13 protein-coding genes, 1 tRNA gene, 1 other RNA gene and 1 pseudogene are annotated in these 13,919 nt (G+C 58.8%); 11 read left to right on the top strand and 5 right to left on the bottom strand.

Annotated elements, in window-relative coordinates:
- The 8 genes and pseudogenes from tuf to Q1A59_RS01790 form a co-directional block, all read left to right on the top strand.
- Positions 1-142, top strand: a pseudogene (gene tuf / locus Q1A59_RS01755) (elongation factor Tu); the annotation flags it as partial.
- A gap of 72 nt (positions 143-214) precedes the next feature.
- A complete protein-coding gene (gene secE / locus Q1A59_RS01760; protein ID WP_298404064.1) occupies positions 215-442 on the top strand; it encodes a preprotein translocase subunit SecE in 228 nt (75 codons plus the stop codon).
- A gap of 24 nt (positions 443-466) precedes the next feature.
- Positions 467-1,024 carry a transcription termination/antitermination protein NusG gene (gene nusG / locus Q1A59_RS01765; RefSeq protein WP_066787822.1) on the top strand — a complete coding sequence of 186 codons (558 nt, stop codon included), beginning with the start codon at positions 467-469 and terminating at the stop codon, positions 1,022-1,024.
- Between the two features lie 84 nt (positions 1,025-1,108).
- Positions 1,109-1,534: a 50S ribosomal protein L11 gene (gene rplK, locus Q1A59_RS01770; RefSeq protein WP_298404073.1), complete on the top strand. Its 426-nt coding sequence runs from the start codon at positions 1,109-1,111 to the stop codon at positions 1,532-1,534.
- Between the two features lie 57 nt (positions 1,535-1,591).
- Positions 1,592-2,305 carry a 50S ribosomal protein L1 gene (gene rplA / locus Q1A59_RS01775; RefSeq protein ID WP_298404074.1) on the top strand — a complete coding sequence of 238 codons (714 nt, stop codon included), beginning with the start codon at positions 1,592-1,594 and terminating at the stop codon, positions 2,303-2,305.
- Between the two features lie 225 nt (positions 2,306-2,530).
- Positions 2,531-3,073 carry a 50S ribosomal protein L10 gene (rplJ, locus tag Q1A59_RS01780; RefSeq protein WP_298404076.1) on the top strand — a complete coding sequence of 181 codons (543 nt, stop codon included), beginning with the start codon at positions 2,531-2,533 and terminating at the stop codon, positions 3,071-3,073.
- Between the two features lie 94 nt (positions 3,074-3,167).
- The gene (gene rplL, locus Q1A59_RS01785; RefSeq protein WP_298404079.1) at positions 3,168-3,566 is read left to right on the top strand and encodes a 50S ribosomal protein L7/L12; all 399 of its coding nucleotides are present in this window, start codon (positions 3,168-3,170) and stop codon (positions 3,564-3,566) included.
- A gap of 86 nt (positions 3,567-3,652) precedes the next feature.
- A complete protein-coding gene (locus tag Q1A59_RS01790; protein ID WP_298404082.1) occupies positions 3,653-6,610 on the top strand; it encodes a hypothetical protein in 2,958 nt (985 codons plus the stop codon).
- Positions 6,611-6,666: 56 nt separating this feature from the next.
- Here the strand turns inward: Q1A59_RS01790 and ffs are convergent.
- An RNA gene (ffs, locus tag Q1A59_RS01795) (signal recognition particle sRNA small type) lies at positions 6,667-6,765 on the bottom strand.
- 90 nt (positions 6,766-6,855) lie between these two features.
- Here ffs and Q1A59_RS01800 point away from each other — a divergent pair.
- Positions 6,856-7,503 (top strand): hypothetical protein, encoded by a 648-nt coding sequence (locus tag Q1A59_RS01800; protein WP_298404085.1) that lies wholly within the window; start codon positions 6,856-6,858, stop codon positions 7,501-7,503.
- 105 nt (positions 7,504-7,608) lie between these two features.
- On the opposite strand, the gene cdd is transcribed toward Q1A59_RS01800, so the two are convergent.
- The 4 genes from cdd to Q1A59_RS01820 form a co-directional block, all read right to left on the bottom strand.
- Entirely contained in the window at positions 7,609-8,019 is a 411-nt protein-coding gene (gene cdd / locus Q1A59_RS01805) for a cytidine deaminase (RefSeq protein ID WP_299643580.1), read from the bottom strand.
- Entirely contained in the window at positions 8,000-9,352 is a 1,353-nt protein-coding gene (locus tag Q1A59_RS01810; RefSeq protein WP_298404090.1) for a hemolysin family protein, read from the bottom strand. Before Q1A59_RS01810 ends, cdd begins: the two co-directional genes overlap by 20 nt.
- Before the next feature lie 86 nt (positions 9,353-9,438).
- Complete coding sequence (locus tag Q1A59_RS01815) at positions 9,439-10,377, bottom strand: ribose-phosphate pyrophosphokinase (protein ID WP_298404093.1); 939 nt, start codon at positions 10,375-10,377, stop codon at positions 9,439-9,441.
- Positions 10,378-10,531: 154 nt separating this feature from the next.
- Positions 10,532-10,605, bottom strand: a tRNA-Gln gene (locus Q1A59_RS01820).
- 115 nt (positions 10,606-10,720) lie between these two features.
- Between Q1A59_RS01820 and ettA the strand changes: the two genes are divergently transcribed.
- Together ettA and Q1A59_RS01830 are read left to right on the top strand one after the other, a co-directional pair.
- Positions 10,721-12,397 (top strand): energy-dependent translational throttle protein EttA, encoded by a 1,677-nt coding sequence (gene ettA / locus Q1A59_RS01825; RefSeq protein ID WP_299643583.1) that lies wholly within the window; start codon positions 10,721-10,723, stop codon positions 12,395-12,397.
- 128 nt (positions 12,398-12,525) lie between these two features.
- Positions 12,526-13,911 carry an acetyl ornithine aminotransferase family protein gene (locus Q1A59_RS01830; protein WP_298404099.1) on the top strand — a complete coding sequence of 462 codons (1,386 nt, stop codon included), beginning with the start codon at positions 12,526-12,528 and terminating at the stop codon, positions 13,909-13,911.
- The last annotated feature ends 8 nt before the right edge of the window (positions 13,912-13,919 follow it).

Consider the following 13,919-nt stretch of genomic DNA (forward strand, 5'->3'; position numbering starts at 1 on the left):
GGAGATGGTGATGCCGGGCGATAACGTGGTGATGACGATTGAGCTGATCGTGCCGGTGGCCATCGAAGAGGGCCTCCGCTTCGCAATCCGCGAGGGTGGTCGCACCGTTGGCGCCGGCGTCGTGACCAAGATCCTTGATTAACGCCTGAGGCCGGATTCGCTGAGCTGCCGGTGGCCTTGCCGCTGCCGGCAGCTTCAAAGTGAAGGGTATACAATGGCCGTGGCCAAAGATACAGAGCGCGACATTCAAGAAAACATCCTCGTGCGCACGTTTCGCGAGACGCGCAGCGAGTTACGGCAAGTCGTTTGGCCAAGCCGCGAAGAGACGATTCGCCTGACGGTGCTCGTGATTGTAGTGTCGTTGGTGATCGGGTTGCTACTTTTTATTGGTGATTCGATCTTCACCTTCCTCTACACGAGCCTCGTGAGCCTCGTCCAGTAAGCTGTTCGCGAACGGGGGCTGCCCATGTCTGAGGAAAAAGAAAAAGAGACTGATGATCGGCGTTGGTACGTGATTCACACGTACTCAGGCTACGAGAATAAAGTAAAGCAAAATCTGGAGCATCGCATTGCCTCGATGGAGATGCAAGACCAGATTTTTCGCGTCATTGTGCCGACCGAAGAAGAGATTGAAATCAAGAATGGCCAGCGCCGCACAGTCAACAAGAAGATCTATCCCGGTTATGTGTTGGTGCAAATGCGCCTGACTGACGATTCGTGGTATGTGGTGCGTAATACGCCGGGTGTGACGAGCTTTGTCGGGCATGGGAATAAGCCGACCCCGCTTGAGGATGAAGAGGTAAAGGCCATTCTGCGCCAGATGGAGGGCGAAGCGCCGAAGGTGCGCGTCAGCTATCAGAAGGGGCAGGCTGTTAAGATTATCGATGGCCCATTCACCGATTTCGAGGGCATCGTTGATGCGATCGACCACGAGCGGGGCCGCGTGCGGGTGCTGGTCTCGTTCTTTGGTCGGGAAGCGCCGGTGGAGCTTGACTTCTTGCAAGTGACCCGGTTGGTTGAGTAAGATGGTTCCGTTATCCGTGACCTCGCCGGCTGCGTGAGGGAGGGAAGGCGTTTCACTGCTTCCCGCTATGTAAGGAGTAGTGTTGTGGCTAAGAAACTTGTCGCAGTTGTCAAGCTGCAGTTGCCGGCTGGTAAGGCGACACCGGCGCCGCCCGTTGGTCCGGCGCTCGGCCAGTACGGCATTAATATCATGGCGTTCGTAAAGGAGTACAATGAGAAGTCGGCTTCGCAAGCCGGCAGCATTGTCCCGGTCGAAATCTCGATCTATAGCGATCGCTCCTTCGTCGCTCGCCTGTTGACGCCGCCAGCGGCTGACCTGTTGCGTAAGGCTGCTGGGGTGCAGAAAGGTGCGAGCAATCCGAAGCGCACCACGGTAGGGTCTATTACCCGCGCCCAGCTGCGCCAGATTGCCCAGCAGAAGCTGCCCGATATGAACGCAAATGATATTGAGGCGGCGGAACGGATTATTGCCGGCACTGCCCGCAGCATGGGCATTAAGATCGTTGAATAAGCGTTGTTAGTTGGTGGGAGGATCAATTGATCCGCCATCACCACCCGGAGTGTTACCATGCCAAAGCACGGAAAAAAGTATCTCGCCGCGCTGGCGAAGATTGATCGCTCGCGTCTCTACACTCCAGCCGAGGCGCTGGCGCTGGTGAAAGAGACGTCGTATGCCAAGTTTGATGCGACGGTCGAAGCGCACCTGCGTCTGGGCATCGATCCGCGTCACGCCGATCAGAATATCCGCACGACGGTTGCGTTGCCCCACGGTACCGGCAAGACGGTGCGGGTGCTCGTCTTCGCGCAGGGTGAGGCGGTGCAGGCAGCGCTCGATGCTGGTGCTGATTACGCTGGGAGCGATGATCTGATTGCCAAGATCGATCGCGAGAATTTCTTCGATTTCGATGTGGCAATCGCAACTCCCGATATGATGGGTAAGGTTGGTCGCATTGGTCGCAAGCTCGGTCCTCGCGGTCTGATGCCAAACCCTAAGAGCGGTACGATAGTGCCGGCTGCCGACCTCGCCCGCACCATCCGCGAAGTTAAGGGTGGCCGTGTTGAATTCCGCAACGATAAAACTGGCATTCTGCACGTGGCGATCGGGAAGGTGAGCTTTACTCCGCAGCAGTTGGCCGAGAATTTTGTCGCCTTGATGGATGCGGTCAAGGCAGCGAAGCCGAGTGGCGCGAAAGGCACGTATATTCGCACTGTGACCCTGACCAGCACGATGGGTCCCGGTGTGCCGGTTGATCCAGCCGCGGCGCAAACCTTTAAGCCGTAACAGTTATATCTATCTCGTGGCTGCCTGAGACAGCCGGTGAGCATGCGCTCGTAATGGCCCCCGTTGGGCCGCCGGCCGAGGTGGTGTCTGAGATGCGATAGCCGTGAGCGTTGCGCTCGCTCTATCGATAGTGCGCAGTGTTTGGCTGCGCTCATCTCGGTCGCTCGGTCTCAGGACGCGAGCGACCATTTTTATTGTGACTTCATCAGAGAGGAGGTGAGATAGATGCCAACGCAGCGCAAGATTGAAACCGTTCATGAGTTGACCGAGAAGCTGCGCCGCGCTCAGTTGGTCGTAGTGGCTGACTATCGTGGGAGTGGTCGTGGCATGACCGTTGCTGATATGACCGAGCTGCGCCGAAAGTTGCGTGAGCACGGTGGCGAAGTCGTGGTGGCGAAAAATACGCTGCTCAAGATTGCTGCGAATCATACCGGTCGCGAGGCGCTTGATCCGTTGCTCTCCGGCCCGACCGCAGTGACCCTTGCTTACGATGATGCGGGGAAGGTGGCGAAGGCGCTGCTTGATTATCTCAAGTCAGGCAATAAGAGCTTTACTGTCCGTGGTGCGTTGCTCGGCAAGACGCTGCTGCCAGCCGATGCGCTTGAGCAGGTGACGAAGCTGCCGTCGCGCGAGCAGGCGCTGGCACAGGTGGTCGGCGGAATCGCAGCGCCGGTTTCCGGTGTGGTTGGTGTGCTCAACGCCGCGATCTCCAATGTGCTGTACGTCTTGCAGGCTCGTATTGATCAATTGCAGCCGCAGAATTCGTAGGAATAGCACAGCAGTGCTGGGCTGTTGGGTACAGCAACGCTGTGCCCGTACAGGGAATGAGGTTATTAGTACTACATAAAGGAGTATACATACCATGTCGAAGATCGATTCGATTATCGAGATGATCGAGGGCCTGAATGTTCTCGAGCTGGTCGAGTTGAAGAAGAAGATGGAAGAGAAGTGGGGCGTGACAGCGGCGGCGCCGGTGATGGCGATGGGTGTTGCCGCGCCAGTGGCTGCTGCCGGTGACGGCGCTGCCGCTGCTGCGCCGGTTGAGGAGAAGACTGAGTTTGATGTCATCCTCAAGGAGGCTGGCCCCAACAAGATTCAGGTCATTAAGGTGGTGCGCGAGCTGACTAGCCTTGGCCTGAAGGAGGCGAAGGATCTGGTTGAGGGTGCGCCCAAGCCGGTGCGCGAGGGTGTGAGCAAGGAAGAGGCTGAGGCGGCTAAGGCCAAGCTGGCTGAAGCTGGTGCTGTGGTCGAGATTAAGTAAGCTGTTTCGTCTCGCGATGGTGTACGGGCACAGCAATGCTGGGCCCGTACACTGTTTCGGCAAGGGTGTGGTATAGTACATACCCGATGAGGCCAATACTGCCACGCGCTTTTCGCGCTGTCGAGCAATTTAGCGAACTGTATGCCACTGTCGCCCCGTCGTTGCACGCGCAGCAAGAACGGGTGCAAGCTTGCTTGCGCTCGGCTATCGACCGGCCAGCGTTACTTGATGCTGTTGTCGCCACACTGCGTAATCGGCAAGGTATTGTTGCCCTCGAGTCGTCGATCGGCGCTGGCGCAACTACCTTGCTCTGCCAGTTGGCGGTGCGCTATGATTGGCCGCTCTGGCTAGCTGATGATGATGACGGCAGCGGTGCGCTGGCGTTCTATGCTCAAATTGCTGCTCTGCGCCGTCCTTCGCTGCCGTTGATCGACCCAGCAGCGTTGACCGATCCTACCGCTTGTGAACGCCTGTTGGCCGAGGTGGCCGATCCTTCCCAGCCGTTGGTGTTGTTGGTCAGTGCTCCCGACCGCGATCGGCAGCCGTTACGCTCGTTGCCGCTGCCATTGCCGTTTGATCTCCCCGCCGGGGTGACGCTGGTGATGCACGGTTCATTGCCGGTCGAACCGGATGCGCGTCTTGTTCTGCCGGTTGCTGATAGTGAGTTGATCCAAACCCAGACGACCTTGCTCGAACTGCGTCACTGTCCGCCACCATGGCGTGCGCCGTTGCTGGCCGCAGCGCAGGGTAATCTGCTCTACTTGAGCTGGGCTGAACGCTGGCTCCATCTCGGTCTGCTCAATAGTGCCGATCTGCCTGCCGATTTAAACCATTTGTTGCTGGATTGGTGGCAAGCGTTGAATCCAACCGAGCGGCGGTTGGCGGTGTTGCTGGCCGCGAGCGGCGAACCGTTGCCAGTAGCGGCGCTGGCCGAGATTAGCGCTGAGCATCCCCATTTGGTGCTCGATCGTTGGGAAGAGCAGGGACTGGTGCATATCAACCTTCGACGCTTGAGCGATGAAGACACCCTGTTGCTGGTACGTTATGCTCATCGCGCTGTGCGCCTCTTTCTGGCTCGCCATACACCCCGCGAGATGGAAGCCGCTCACGGTGAATTGGCGCAATGGTGCGCTGAACGCTTGCGGCGTAATCCCCTCGATCCGGTGAACCGTTACCTTGTGCGCCAACTGGCGCGCCACACCGCGCTGTGCCCGCCGGCTCAGCGACCGGCTCATCTACCGACCGCTCATCAAACTGCGTGGTTGCGTGAACGCGAGTTGCGTGAAGGGCTGGCCGGTGCATTGCGTGATGCTGGTTGGATGCTGTACGATGCCGCCCATGGCCCACCGTTGGCGTTAGCCCGCACTGCGGCGATCACCGGTACGCTCGCGACCCGCGCCCGCCAATTGAGCGGGGAAGTGGTGACGGCGGCGTTCCTCACTGCGATTAAAACCGGTGGTCGCGAGGGTAGCCTGCGCCGGGTGACGGCCATCGTCGAGCAGTTACCCGATGGCGTGCCGAAAGCCGCTGTGCTGCGCCAGCTCGGCGAAGCATGCTACAGCGTCAATATGCGCAGTGCCGCAATGCGCTTGCTCTCGCGCGCGCTTGATCTTGAGGCGCAACCGGTGTCACGGGCATGGCGCGATGCGCGTGATCAGGCGATCGAGGCCTTGGCGACGGCTTGCCTTGAGGCGGGTGATATTGAGCGAGCCTTGGCTTGCGCTGAACAAATCGATCTGCTCGAACGGCGCGCTCACGTTGAGACGCTAGTTGTGCGCCGGTTATTGGTCGATGGCCAGTATGATCACGCCTGGCGGCTGTCGCGTGCGATACTGCATGAGAACCGAGCCGCATGGGCGCAGGCTGAGGTGGCGGTTGCATTAGTCCGGATCGGTGATCCACGGGGCGAGATGTTGCTCGAAGAATTGAAAGTTGAGACGGCGCGGGCATGGGCCGAGATCGAGTTGGCGTGTGACCTCGCGTTGCGCAACGAAGAGGCGGCGTTTCAACGCATAGCGGCCTTGGCGAGCCCGCATCAGCGTGATCGTGGCTTAGCCCGCCTTGCCCGGGTCTTTGCGCTGGCCGATAAGGATGGTGATGCGCTGGCTGCCGCCGAACGGATTAGCAACCGCGAGTTACGGGTTACAACCCTGCTTGAGTTGCGGTTGTTGTTGCAAGGGTTGGTCGCCAATCTCGCCACCGAGCGCGCGACACGCGAGATTGATGCCTTGCAAGGCGAGGATCGTCCGATCTTGCTTGCGGCTTTGGCCTCGGCCCATGCCGCTATTGGCCGCAAGGATCGGGCGCTGGCGATTGCGTATCAGTTAAACGGCGAAGAGTTGGAACGCGCTTTGTCGCGGGTCGCGGTGGCCTGCGCTCAGGCGGGTGATTATACCGGCGCCCAAGAGGTGTTGGCTGCGATGACCGATGACGATGAGCGCGATTGGGCGCGCGATGAGATTGCGCGTTCGTTGGCGGCAATTGGTGATTGGGATGCGGCAAGTGCGCAAGCTGCGGCCATTGTGGCCGAGGACCAACGGGCGCGCACGAGTGCTGATCTGGCGATCACGCGCGCGCGGGCCGGTGAGGTGCTCGTTGCCGTCGATATGATCCGCACAATTGAGGTGGCCAGCGAACGCGGGCGCGCCTTGGTTATGATTGCGCCATTGTTGTCGGCAACCGATACTGAGTTGGCCGACCGTTTGGCTGACGAATTGCTGACTGGCGAGGTGCGCAATCGCTACCGCGCGGCGCTGGCTGTGGCGCTCGTCGAGCGTGGCGAGGTGACAACGGCTGCCGCTATTGCGCGCCGGATTCGCCGCCGTAATGAACGAGTACGCGCTGAATTGGCGATTGTGGCCGCGCTCGATCCTGCCGATCCGATGACGCTGCACCGGCTGGCGAGCACACTGGGCAAGGCAGCAATTGGGCGCGAAGAAATGTTTCATGCGCTGAGTTTAGTTGTGCCGATGTTGCAGCGCATGGGTGGTACGCAGTTGTTGGCCGAACTGGCGGCGGCGATTGTCGCCGATGATCGCGCTTAGCGTACCCGGCTTTCTACTGGCCGGCAGCATCGTCCCCTATCCGCTTCGCATCTGCCAAAAACAAAGCGCCGCGAACACCCAGAGGAACTCGCGTACCGTTGCTACCTTTCGGTCCTGGCGGGGTTCCGCAAGTATCTGCCGTTCGCGGCACTAGCTCATTATACTCCAAAATCGCGATTGCGCAACTCTTGCATCTACGAGTAGGCGTGGTATTATTCGAGACAACTGTAGTTGTAGGAGGACGCATGAGCAACGAAACCTCGCCTCGCCCTGTCAAGCGTTACGCGCGCATTGCCCCCCTCTACAAAGCACTGATCTGGACATCGTTCATCATGAATGCAGTGCTACTCGTGGTGCTGGGGATTGTGATTGGGATTTTGGTGATGAACCAGCGCCAAGTGGCGCAATTGGCCGAGAGTTTGCCGGTCTTTGCCGCCAATAATTTGGCTGAGTTGCAAGATGTTGTTGATCACCTTGAATCAGCGACGATTGTCTATACGGTGCCGTTGAGCACACGCTTGCCGATCGAGCTGGATGTGCCGATCAATGGCGCAACGATCATGACCGAGCGCAATGTTGTGAAATTGACCGAGCCGGTTTCGTTGCAGGCGCCGGCCCAGATCACGTTTCCCGGCGGCGGCGGCAATCTCAATGCCAGTGTGGCAATCGTTTTGCCCGCCGGGCTTGAATTGCCGGTCGATTTGAATATGAATGTCAAGCTGGTGACATCGATCCCGGTTGAACTTGATGTGCCGGTGAACATCCCACTCGCCGAAACCGAACTGGGGCCGCAATTCACTCGGCTCAGCGCGATTGTTGATCGGTTAGTCGAGCCGGTCGCGCCGTTGTTGCCGATGCCGGAGACCCCGCCGGATAGCAGCAAGCCGCAATGAAGCCTAACCGTGAAGTGTTCACCGGGATAACGCTCGCTGCCGAGCGCGGCGTCACTCGATGGCGGTTAGTAGCGCTACTGCCGCACGCTATGCTAGTGGCTACACTTACTCCCCGCGCAGTTGTTCAGGGCCAAAGCCAAAGGGCAACAACTCAGCCGGGGTGGTCAAGCGGCGTTCGCTCGTGTCGGCGTTGAGCAGAATGATCTGGGCGCGTGGGGCTAATTCAAAAATCACTTGCCGGCACGCGCCGCACGGGCTTGCAACGGTAGCGGTCGGCGTCACCACCGCTAGCGCTGTCACGGGTTCGGTTGTAGCCATGTACGCGTTGAACAGCGCTACCCGCTCGGCGCAGATCGTTAACGGGTACGAGGCATTTTCAATGTTTGCGCCGCTAAAGATCCGCCCATCCGCCGTGAGTACGGCTGCGCCGACGGCAAACTGCGAATAGGGCGCATAAGCGCGGCTTTGGGCCGTCAACGCAGCGGCAACGAGTCGATCAAGGACTGCTTGATCCATGCGCTTCTTTGGTTAGCGGCAATATAGGATTTTCGGCCTCCGCCGGCGCTGCCGCCTCTACCTCTTCCGGCGTATGCCGCACAATGTGCAACCGTTCGGCACGAATGCCTTTCAATGAGAGTACTGTTATCGTGACGTCACCGCAGGTCACTTCGTCACCCACTCGCGGAATCCGACCTAACTGCTCGTACACCAAGCCACCGATCCGATCGGCAGTCGTTGCTGGGAATTCTACTTCCAACAATTCGGCCACATCATCAATCGGGACACGAGCATCGACGATAAACTCGCGCGGCCCCACTTCCACAATCGCCGGCTCTTCGGTGTCGTACTCGTCGCGGATTTCGCCGACGATCTGTTCGAGCAAATCCTCTAGGGTGACGATACCAGCGGTGCCGCCATACTCATCGACTACAATCGCCATGTGAACGCGCCGGCGCTGCAAATCTTCCAAGAGCGCCTTAACCTTCATCGTCACCGGCACAAAATAGGCCGGGCGCAAGAGATCGCGCAGTGGCGTATCGCGCTTGCCGTCGCGTAAAACAGGGATAAGGTCTTTGGCGTACAGAATGCCGACCACATTATCAATTGTCTCTTCGTAGACCGGAATGCGCGAGTGACCGCGGGTGATCGCCATATCGAGCGCGCGGTCGAGCGAGCTATTGACTTCAAGCGCGGCCACATCAACGCGCGGGATCATAATCTCGCGCACCAGCGTGTCACCGAAGTCCATGACTCCCTCGATCATTTCACGCTCTTCGTGTTCGATCCAACCCGCCTCTTCACCGGCGCTCATCATCAGCCGCAGCTCTTCTTCTGTCACTAGCGGCGTCGGCGGGGCCGGTTTGCCGCTTAAGAGGGTGAAAATGGGGCGGGTCATGGCATTGATCACGGCCATCAACGGCCACAAGATCGTGGCGACAATCACCAGCGGGCGGGCCAGCACCAACAGGGTGGTGTCGGGGTTGCGGCGCGCGAGCGCCTTGGCCACCACTTCGCTCAGCAGCAGAATAGCAAACAGGAGAGCAGCCAAACTGCCAATGAGCGCATTGATGCCATACAGTGCCGTGAGTTGGATGGTCAACGCGGTGACGGTAATGGTCAAGACAGCATTGAGAAAGATGATGGCCGATTTGATCCGGTACGGCTCATCGAGAAAATGGGCCGTAAAGCGGCGCGTGCCAAGACCGGCTGAGGCGAGTAAGGCGCTCAGGCGAGGGCGGCTTACCGTCATCAAGACTGTATCGGCAGCCGAAGTAATGCCGAGGAAGATAAGGCACAGGCCAATGCCGATGATCAACGAATTAGGACCGGGGTCCTCCAAGTTAATCATCCTCCTTCCGCAGCGCAGAATGGCGCGATCACTCTGCTATAGTGCCCGAAGCTGCGAGAGCGTTCGGGCGCAATATGCCTGCGTAACTATGAAAACAGCGCGCTGAGTGACAGATCTTTGTGGATCCGCATAATTGCTTCAGCAAACAGCGGCGCGACGCTAATTGTGCGCACGCGCGCTGCGGTTGCCTCAGGCGGTTGGGGAATGGTATTGGTGACAATCGTCTCGATCAGGTCAGATTTTGCAATCAGTTGCAACGCATTGTCGGCAAAGATGCCATGGGTTGCGCAAGCGTAGACAGCGCGCGCGCCGCGGGCCAGCAGGGTATGCGCTGCTTCGATCAGTGTGCCACCGGTTGAAATCATATCGTCAACGATAATCGCCGTCTTGCCCTCAACTTCGCCGACCATCTCGATCACTTCGGCGGTATCGGGTTCGAGGCGCTGCTTAGCAATGATCGCTAAGCCGGCGCCGATCCGTTCGCGGAAGCGGTTGGCCCGCCCCACGCCGCCGGCATCAGGTGAGACCACGACCGGATTGGGAAGGTTGAGTTCGCGGATGTAGTCGGCCAATAATGGCGATGCCTGCAAGTGATCGACCGGAATATCGAAAAAGCCTTCGATTGCCGGCGCATGCAAGTCCATAGTCAGCACCCGATCGGCGCCAGCGGTACGGATCAAGTTGGCGACCAGCTTAGCCGTAATCGGCTCGCGCCCCGATGTCTTCTTTTCTTGCTTGGCGTAACCGTAATAAGGAATGACTGCCGTCACCCGCGCGGCTGAGGCGCGCCGGAAGGCGTCGATCATAATCAACAGTTCCATCAGATGGTGATCTACCGGCGTGCAGGTGGGCTGGATCACAAAGACATCGCAGCCGCGCACATTGTCGTGGATCTTGACCCGCGTCTCGCCGTTCTTGAAGGTGCCGACCAGCGCCCGCCCCAGATTGATGCGCAGGTTGCGGGCAATCTCTTGCGCTAACGCCGGGTTGGCGTTGCCGGTGAAAATGAGCAGGCGACCATCCATGATGCAGTCGTTCTTTCTTGAATAGAAACGCGCAGCGAGCATGCTCACTGCGCACGTATCAATCAATTGACCGAGCCAGAAATCCTGACCACCATTGCCGAGAGCAGATTGTGCGGGTTCAGTCGTTTCATTGCCTGTGGCACGGTTGTTACTATGGCTGCCGGGCTAGGACTCGAACCTAGACTAACGGATCCAAAGTCCGCTGTGCTACCATTACACCACCCGGCATCACGTCAAGTATTATACCATAAGCTTGAAATTGTGTTGTCAATCGCGCGCTGTATTTGGTTGGCCGCTCTATGCTACACTAAGAGCGGTATAACTCAATCCAAGGAGTTTTCGCATGACCGATACCCAAAAGATTATCTTCTCGATGTACCGGGTGGGCAAGGTGGTGCCACCCAATCGCGAAATCCTGAAAGATATCAGCCTCTCGTTTTTCTACGGCGCCAAGATTGGGGTGATCGGCGTCAATGGTTCGGGCAAGAGTTCGCTCTTGCGGATTATGGCCGGTCTCGATCAAGACTACACTGGCGAGATCACCCGCGCCCCCGGTTATACGATTGGCCTGCTCGAACAAGAACCACGCCTCGACAATACCAAGACGGTGCGTGAAGTGGTCGAAGAGGGCATGGCCGAGACGGTGGCCCTGCTGCGCCGCTACGACGAGATCACCGAGCAGTTTAACAACCCTGATGCCGATTACGATGCCTTGATCGCCGAGCAGGCCGAACTGCAAGACAAGATCGATCACGTTGACGGCTGGAATCTCGATAGCCGGCTAGAGCTGGCGATGGACGCGCTGCGCTGTCCGCCCGGTGATACCCCAGTGGCGGTGTTGTCGGGCGGTGAGCGCCGCCGGGTGGCACTCTGCCGATTGCTGTTGCAGCAGCCCGATATTCTGTTGCTTGATGAGCCGACCAACCACCTTGATGCCGAGTCAGTGGCGTGGTTGGAACGGCATCTGCAAGAGTACAAAGGCACCGTGATCGCCGTGACCCACGATCGTCACTTCCTCAACAATGTTGCTGGCTGGATTCTCGAACTCGAACGCGGGCACGGCATTCCGTGGCGGGGCAACTATTCGAGCTGGCTTGAGCAGAAACGGCAGAAGCTGGCCGAGACCGAGAAGGCTGAATCGCAGCGTCAAAAGGCCCTCCAGCGCGAGTTGGAATGGATCAATATGGCGCCCAAGGGCCGCCATGCCAAGTCGAAGGCGCGCATCGCCGCCTACGAGCGGTTGCTCAGCGAGAGCCAAGACCAGCGCGACCGCGAGCTTGAGATCTACATCCCACCCGGTCCCCGACTTGGCGATCTGGTGATCCGGGCTACCAATGTAACCAAAGCCTACGGCGATAAACTGCTCTACGAAAATCTGAGCTTCGATGTGCCGCCGGGAGCGATTGTGGGTATCGTTGGTCCTAACGGTGCCGGTAAGACGACCCTGTTCCGCATGATTGTCGGCCAAGAGCAACCCGATAGCGGTACGCTTGAAGTTGGCGCTTCCGTCAAGCTCGGCTACGTCGATCAGAGCCGTGAGGTGCTCGATCCCAAGCAAACGGTCTGGGAAGCGATTACCGAAGGGAACGACCAGATTGTGCTGGGGGGGAGGCAAGTTAACTCACGTGCCTACTGTGCTCGCTTCAACTTTAGTGGCAGCGATCAGCAGAAACTGGTGGGTAGCCTTTCGGGCGGCGAACGCAATCGCGTCCATCTCGCTCGCATCCTCAAGTCGGGGGCAAACGTTTTGCTGCTCGACGAGCCGACCAACGATCTCGACGTGCATACCCTGCGCGCGCTGGAAGAAGGGTTAGAGAACTTCGCCGGCTGTGCGCTGATCATCTCGCACGACCGCTGGTTCCTCGATCGGGTTGCCACTCACATGCTCGCGTTTGAAGGCGACAGCCAAGTCGTGTGGTTCCCCGGGACCTATTCGGAATACGCTGCCGATTATCGCCGCCGCAAAGGGGCCGAGGCCGATCACCCGCACCGGATTGTCTACCGCAAATTGACCCGATAACCGGCAAGAACAACCGGAGGAGTCAAGGTGTACCGCAGGACGCTCCTCGGTGTGCTTGACGCTGACAACGTCTGTCGGCTACAATATTTTGTCTGCAACTATCATCACGATCTGCAAAGGAGCGCGTTATGACTGCTCATACCGACACGGCAAAGATGCCTGCTGAGTATATGCCCGAACCGGTGCCCGGCCCGCGCGCGCAGGCGTTGGTAGCCCGCGATCACGAAGTGATTGCGCCGTTGGGGCGTGTGTATCCGCTCGCCATCGATCATGCCCAAGGTTGTGAAGTGTGGGATGTTGATGGGAACCGGTTTCTCGATATGAATGCGGGAATTGCCGTGCTGGCCGCCGGTCATTGCCACCCGCGCCTCATGAAGGTGGCGCAAGAGCAGTTGCAGCGGTTTACCCACATGGCCGGCACCGATTTTTACAACGAGCCGATGGTGCGGGCGGCTGAAAAGCTGGTTTCGCTGATGCCCGGCGGTAAGGGCTGGCAGGTCTTTTTCACCAATAGCGGCACCGAAGCGGTTGAGGCGAGCATTAAATTGGCCCGCTACGCTACCGGTCGCCAGAATATTATCGCTTTCTACGGCGCGTTTCACGGGCGCAGCTACGGCAGTCTCTCGCTGACGGCCTCCAAGCCGCGCCAACGTCGCGGCTTTTTTCCGCTGCTGCCGGGCGTGAGCCATACGTATTATCCCAATTGTTATCGCTGTCCGATTAACCTCCGATTCCCCTCGTGCGAGATCGCGTGTCTTGATCTGATCGAGCGCACGCTCTTCAAGACCACTACGCCCCCGGAAGAGGTGGCGGCGATCATTATCGAGCCGATTCAGGGCGAAGGCGGCTATGTCGTGCCGCCACCCGGTGCCTTAGCCCGTCTGCGCTCGATCTGTGATCGCTACGGTATATTGCTGATCGTTGATGAAGTACAGAGCGGTGTTGGCCGCACCGGCAAGATGTGGGCCTTTGAGCATGAGGGCATTGTGCCTGACATCGTGGCCTCGGCTAAAGGGTTGGGCGGCGGTTTGCCGCTAGGGGCTATGATTGCGCGTACCGAATTGGCTCGCCAGTGGCAGCCCGGTTCGCACGGCAATACCTACGGCGGCAATGGCCTCACCTGTGCCGTGGCGTATGAATTGCTCTGCATGGTCGAAGAAGAGCTGATGGCGAATGCGGCGACAGTTGGTGCTTATCTGCTCGAACAGTTGCAGGCGTTGCAGCAGCGCTTCCCGCAGATTGGTGCGGTGCGCGGGCGCGGGTTGATGATCGGGGTCGAGTTTGTTGATGCCCAAGGTAACCCCGCCGGCGCGTTGGCCGATGCCGTCATGGAGGAGAGCTTCCGCAAGGGGTTGCTGGTGTTGACCTGTGGCGCTTCGACTGTCCGGTTCTGCCCGCCGCTAACCATCACTATGGCGCAGGCTGATGAGGCCGTGGCCCGGTTTGCGTTGGCGATTGAAGCATGCGTTGCCGGCAAAGGTAGCGCCGCCTATGATGCAGGGTTGGCCGCTTAGCTGTATAC

Origin of the sequence: uncultured Chloroflexus sp., from assembly GCF_937951745.1 — a bacterium.
Classification (GTDB): Bacteria; Chloroflexota; Chloroflexia; order Chloroflexales; family Chloroflexaceae; genus Chloroflexus.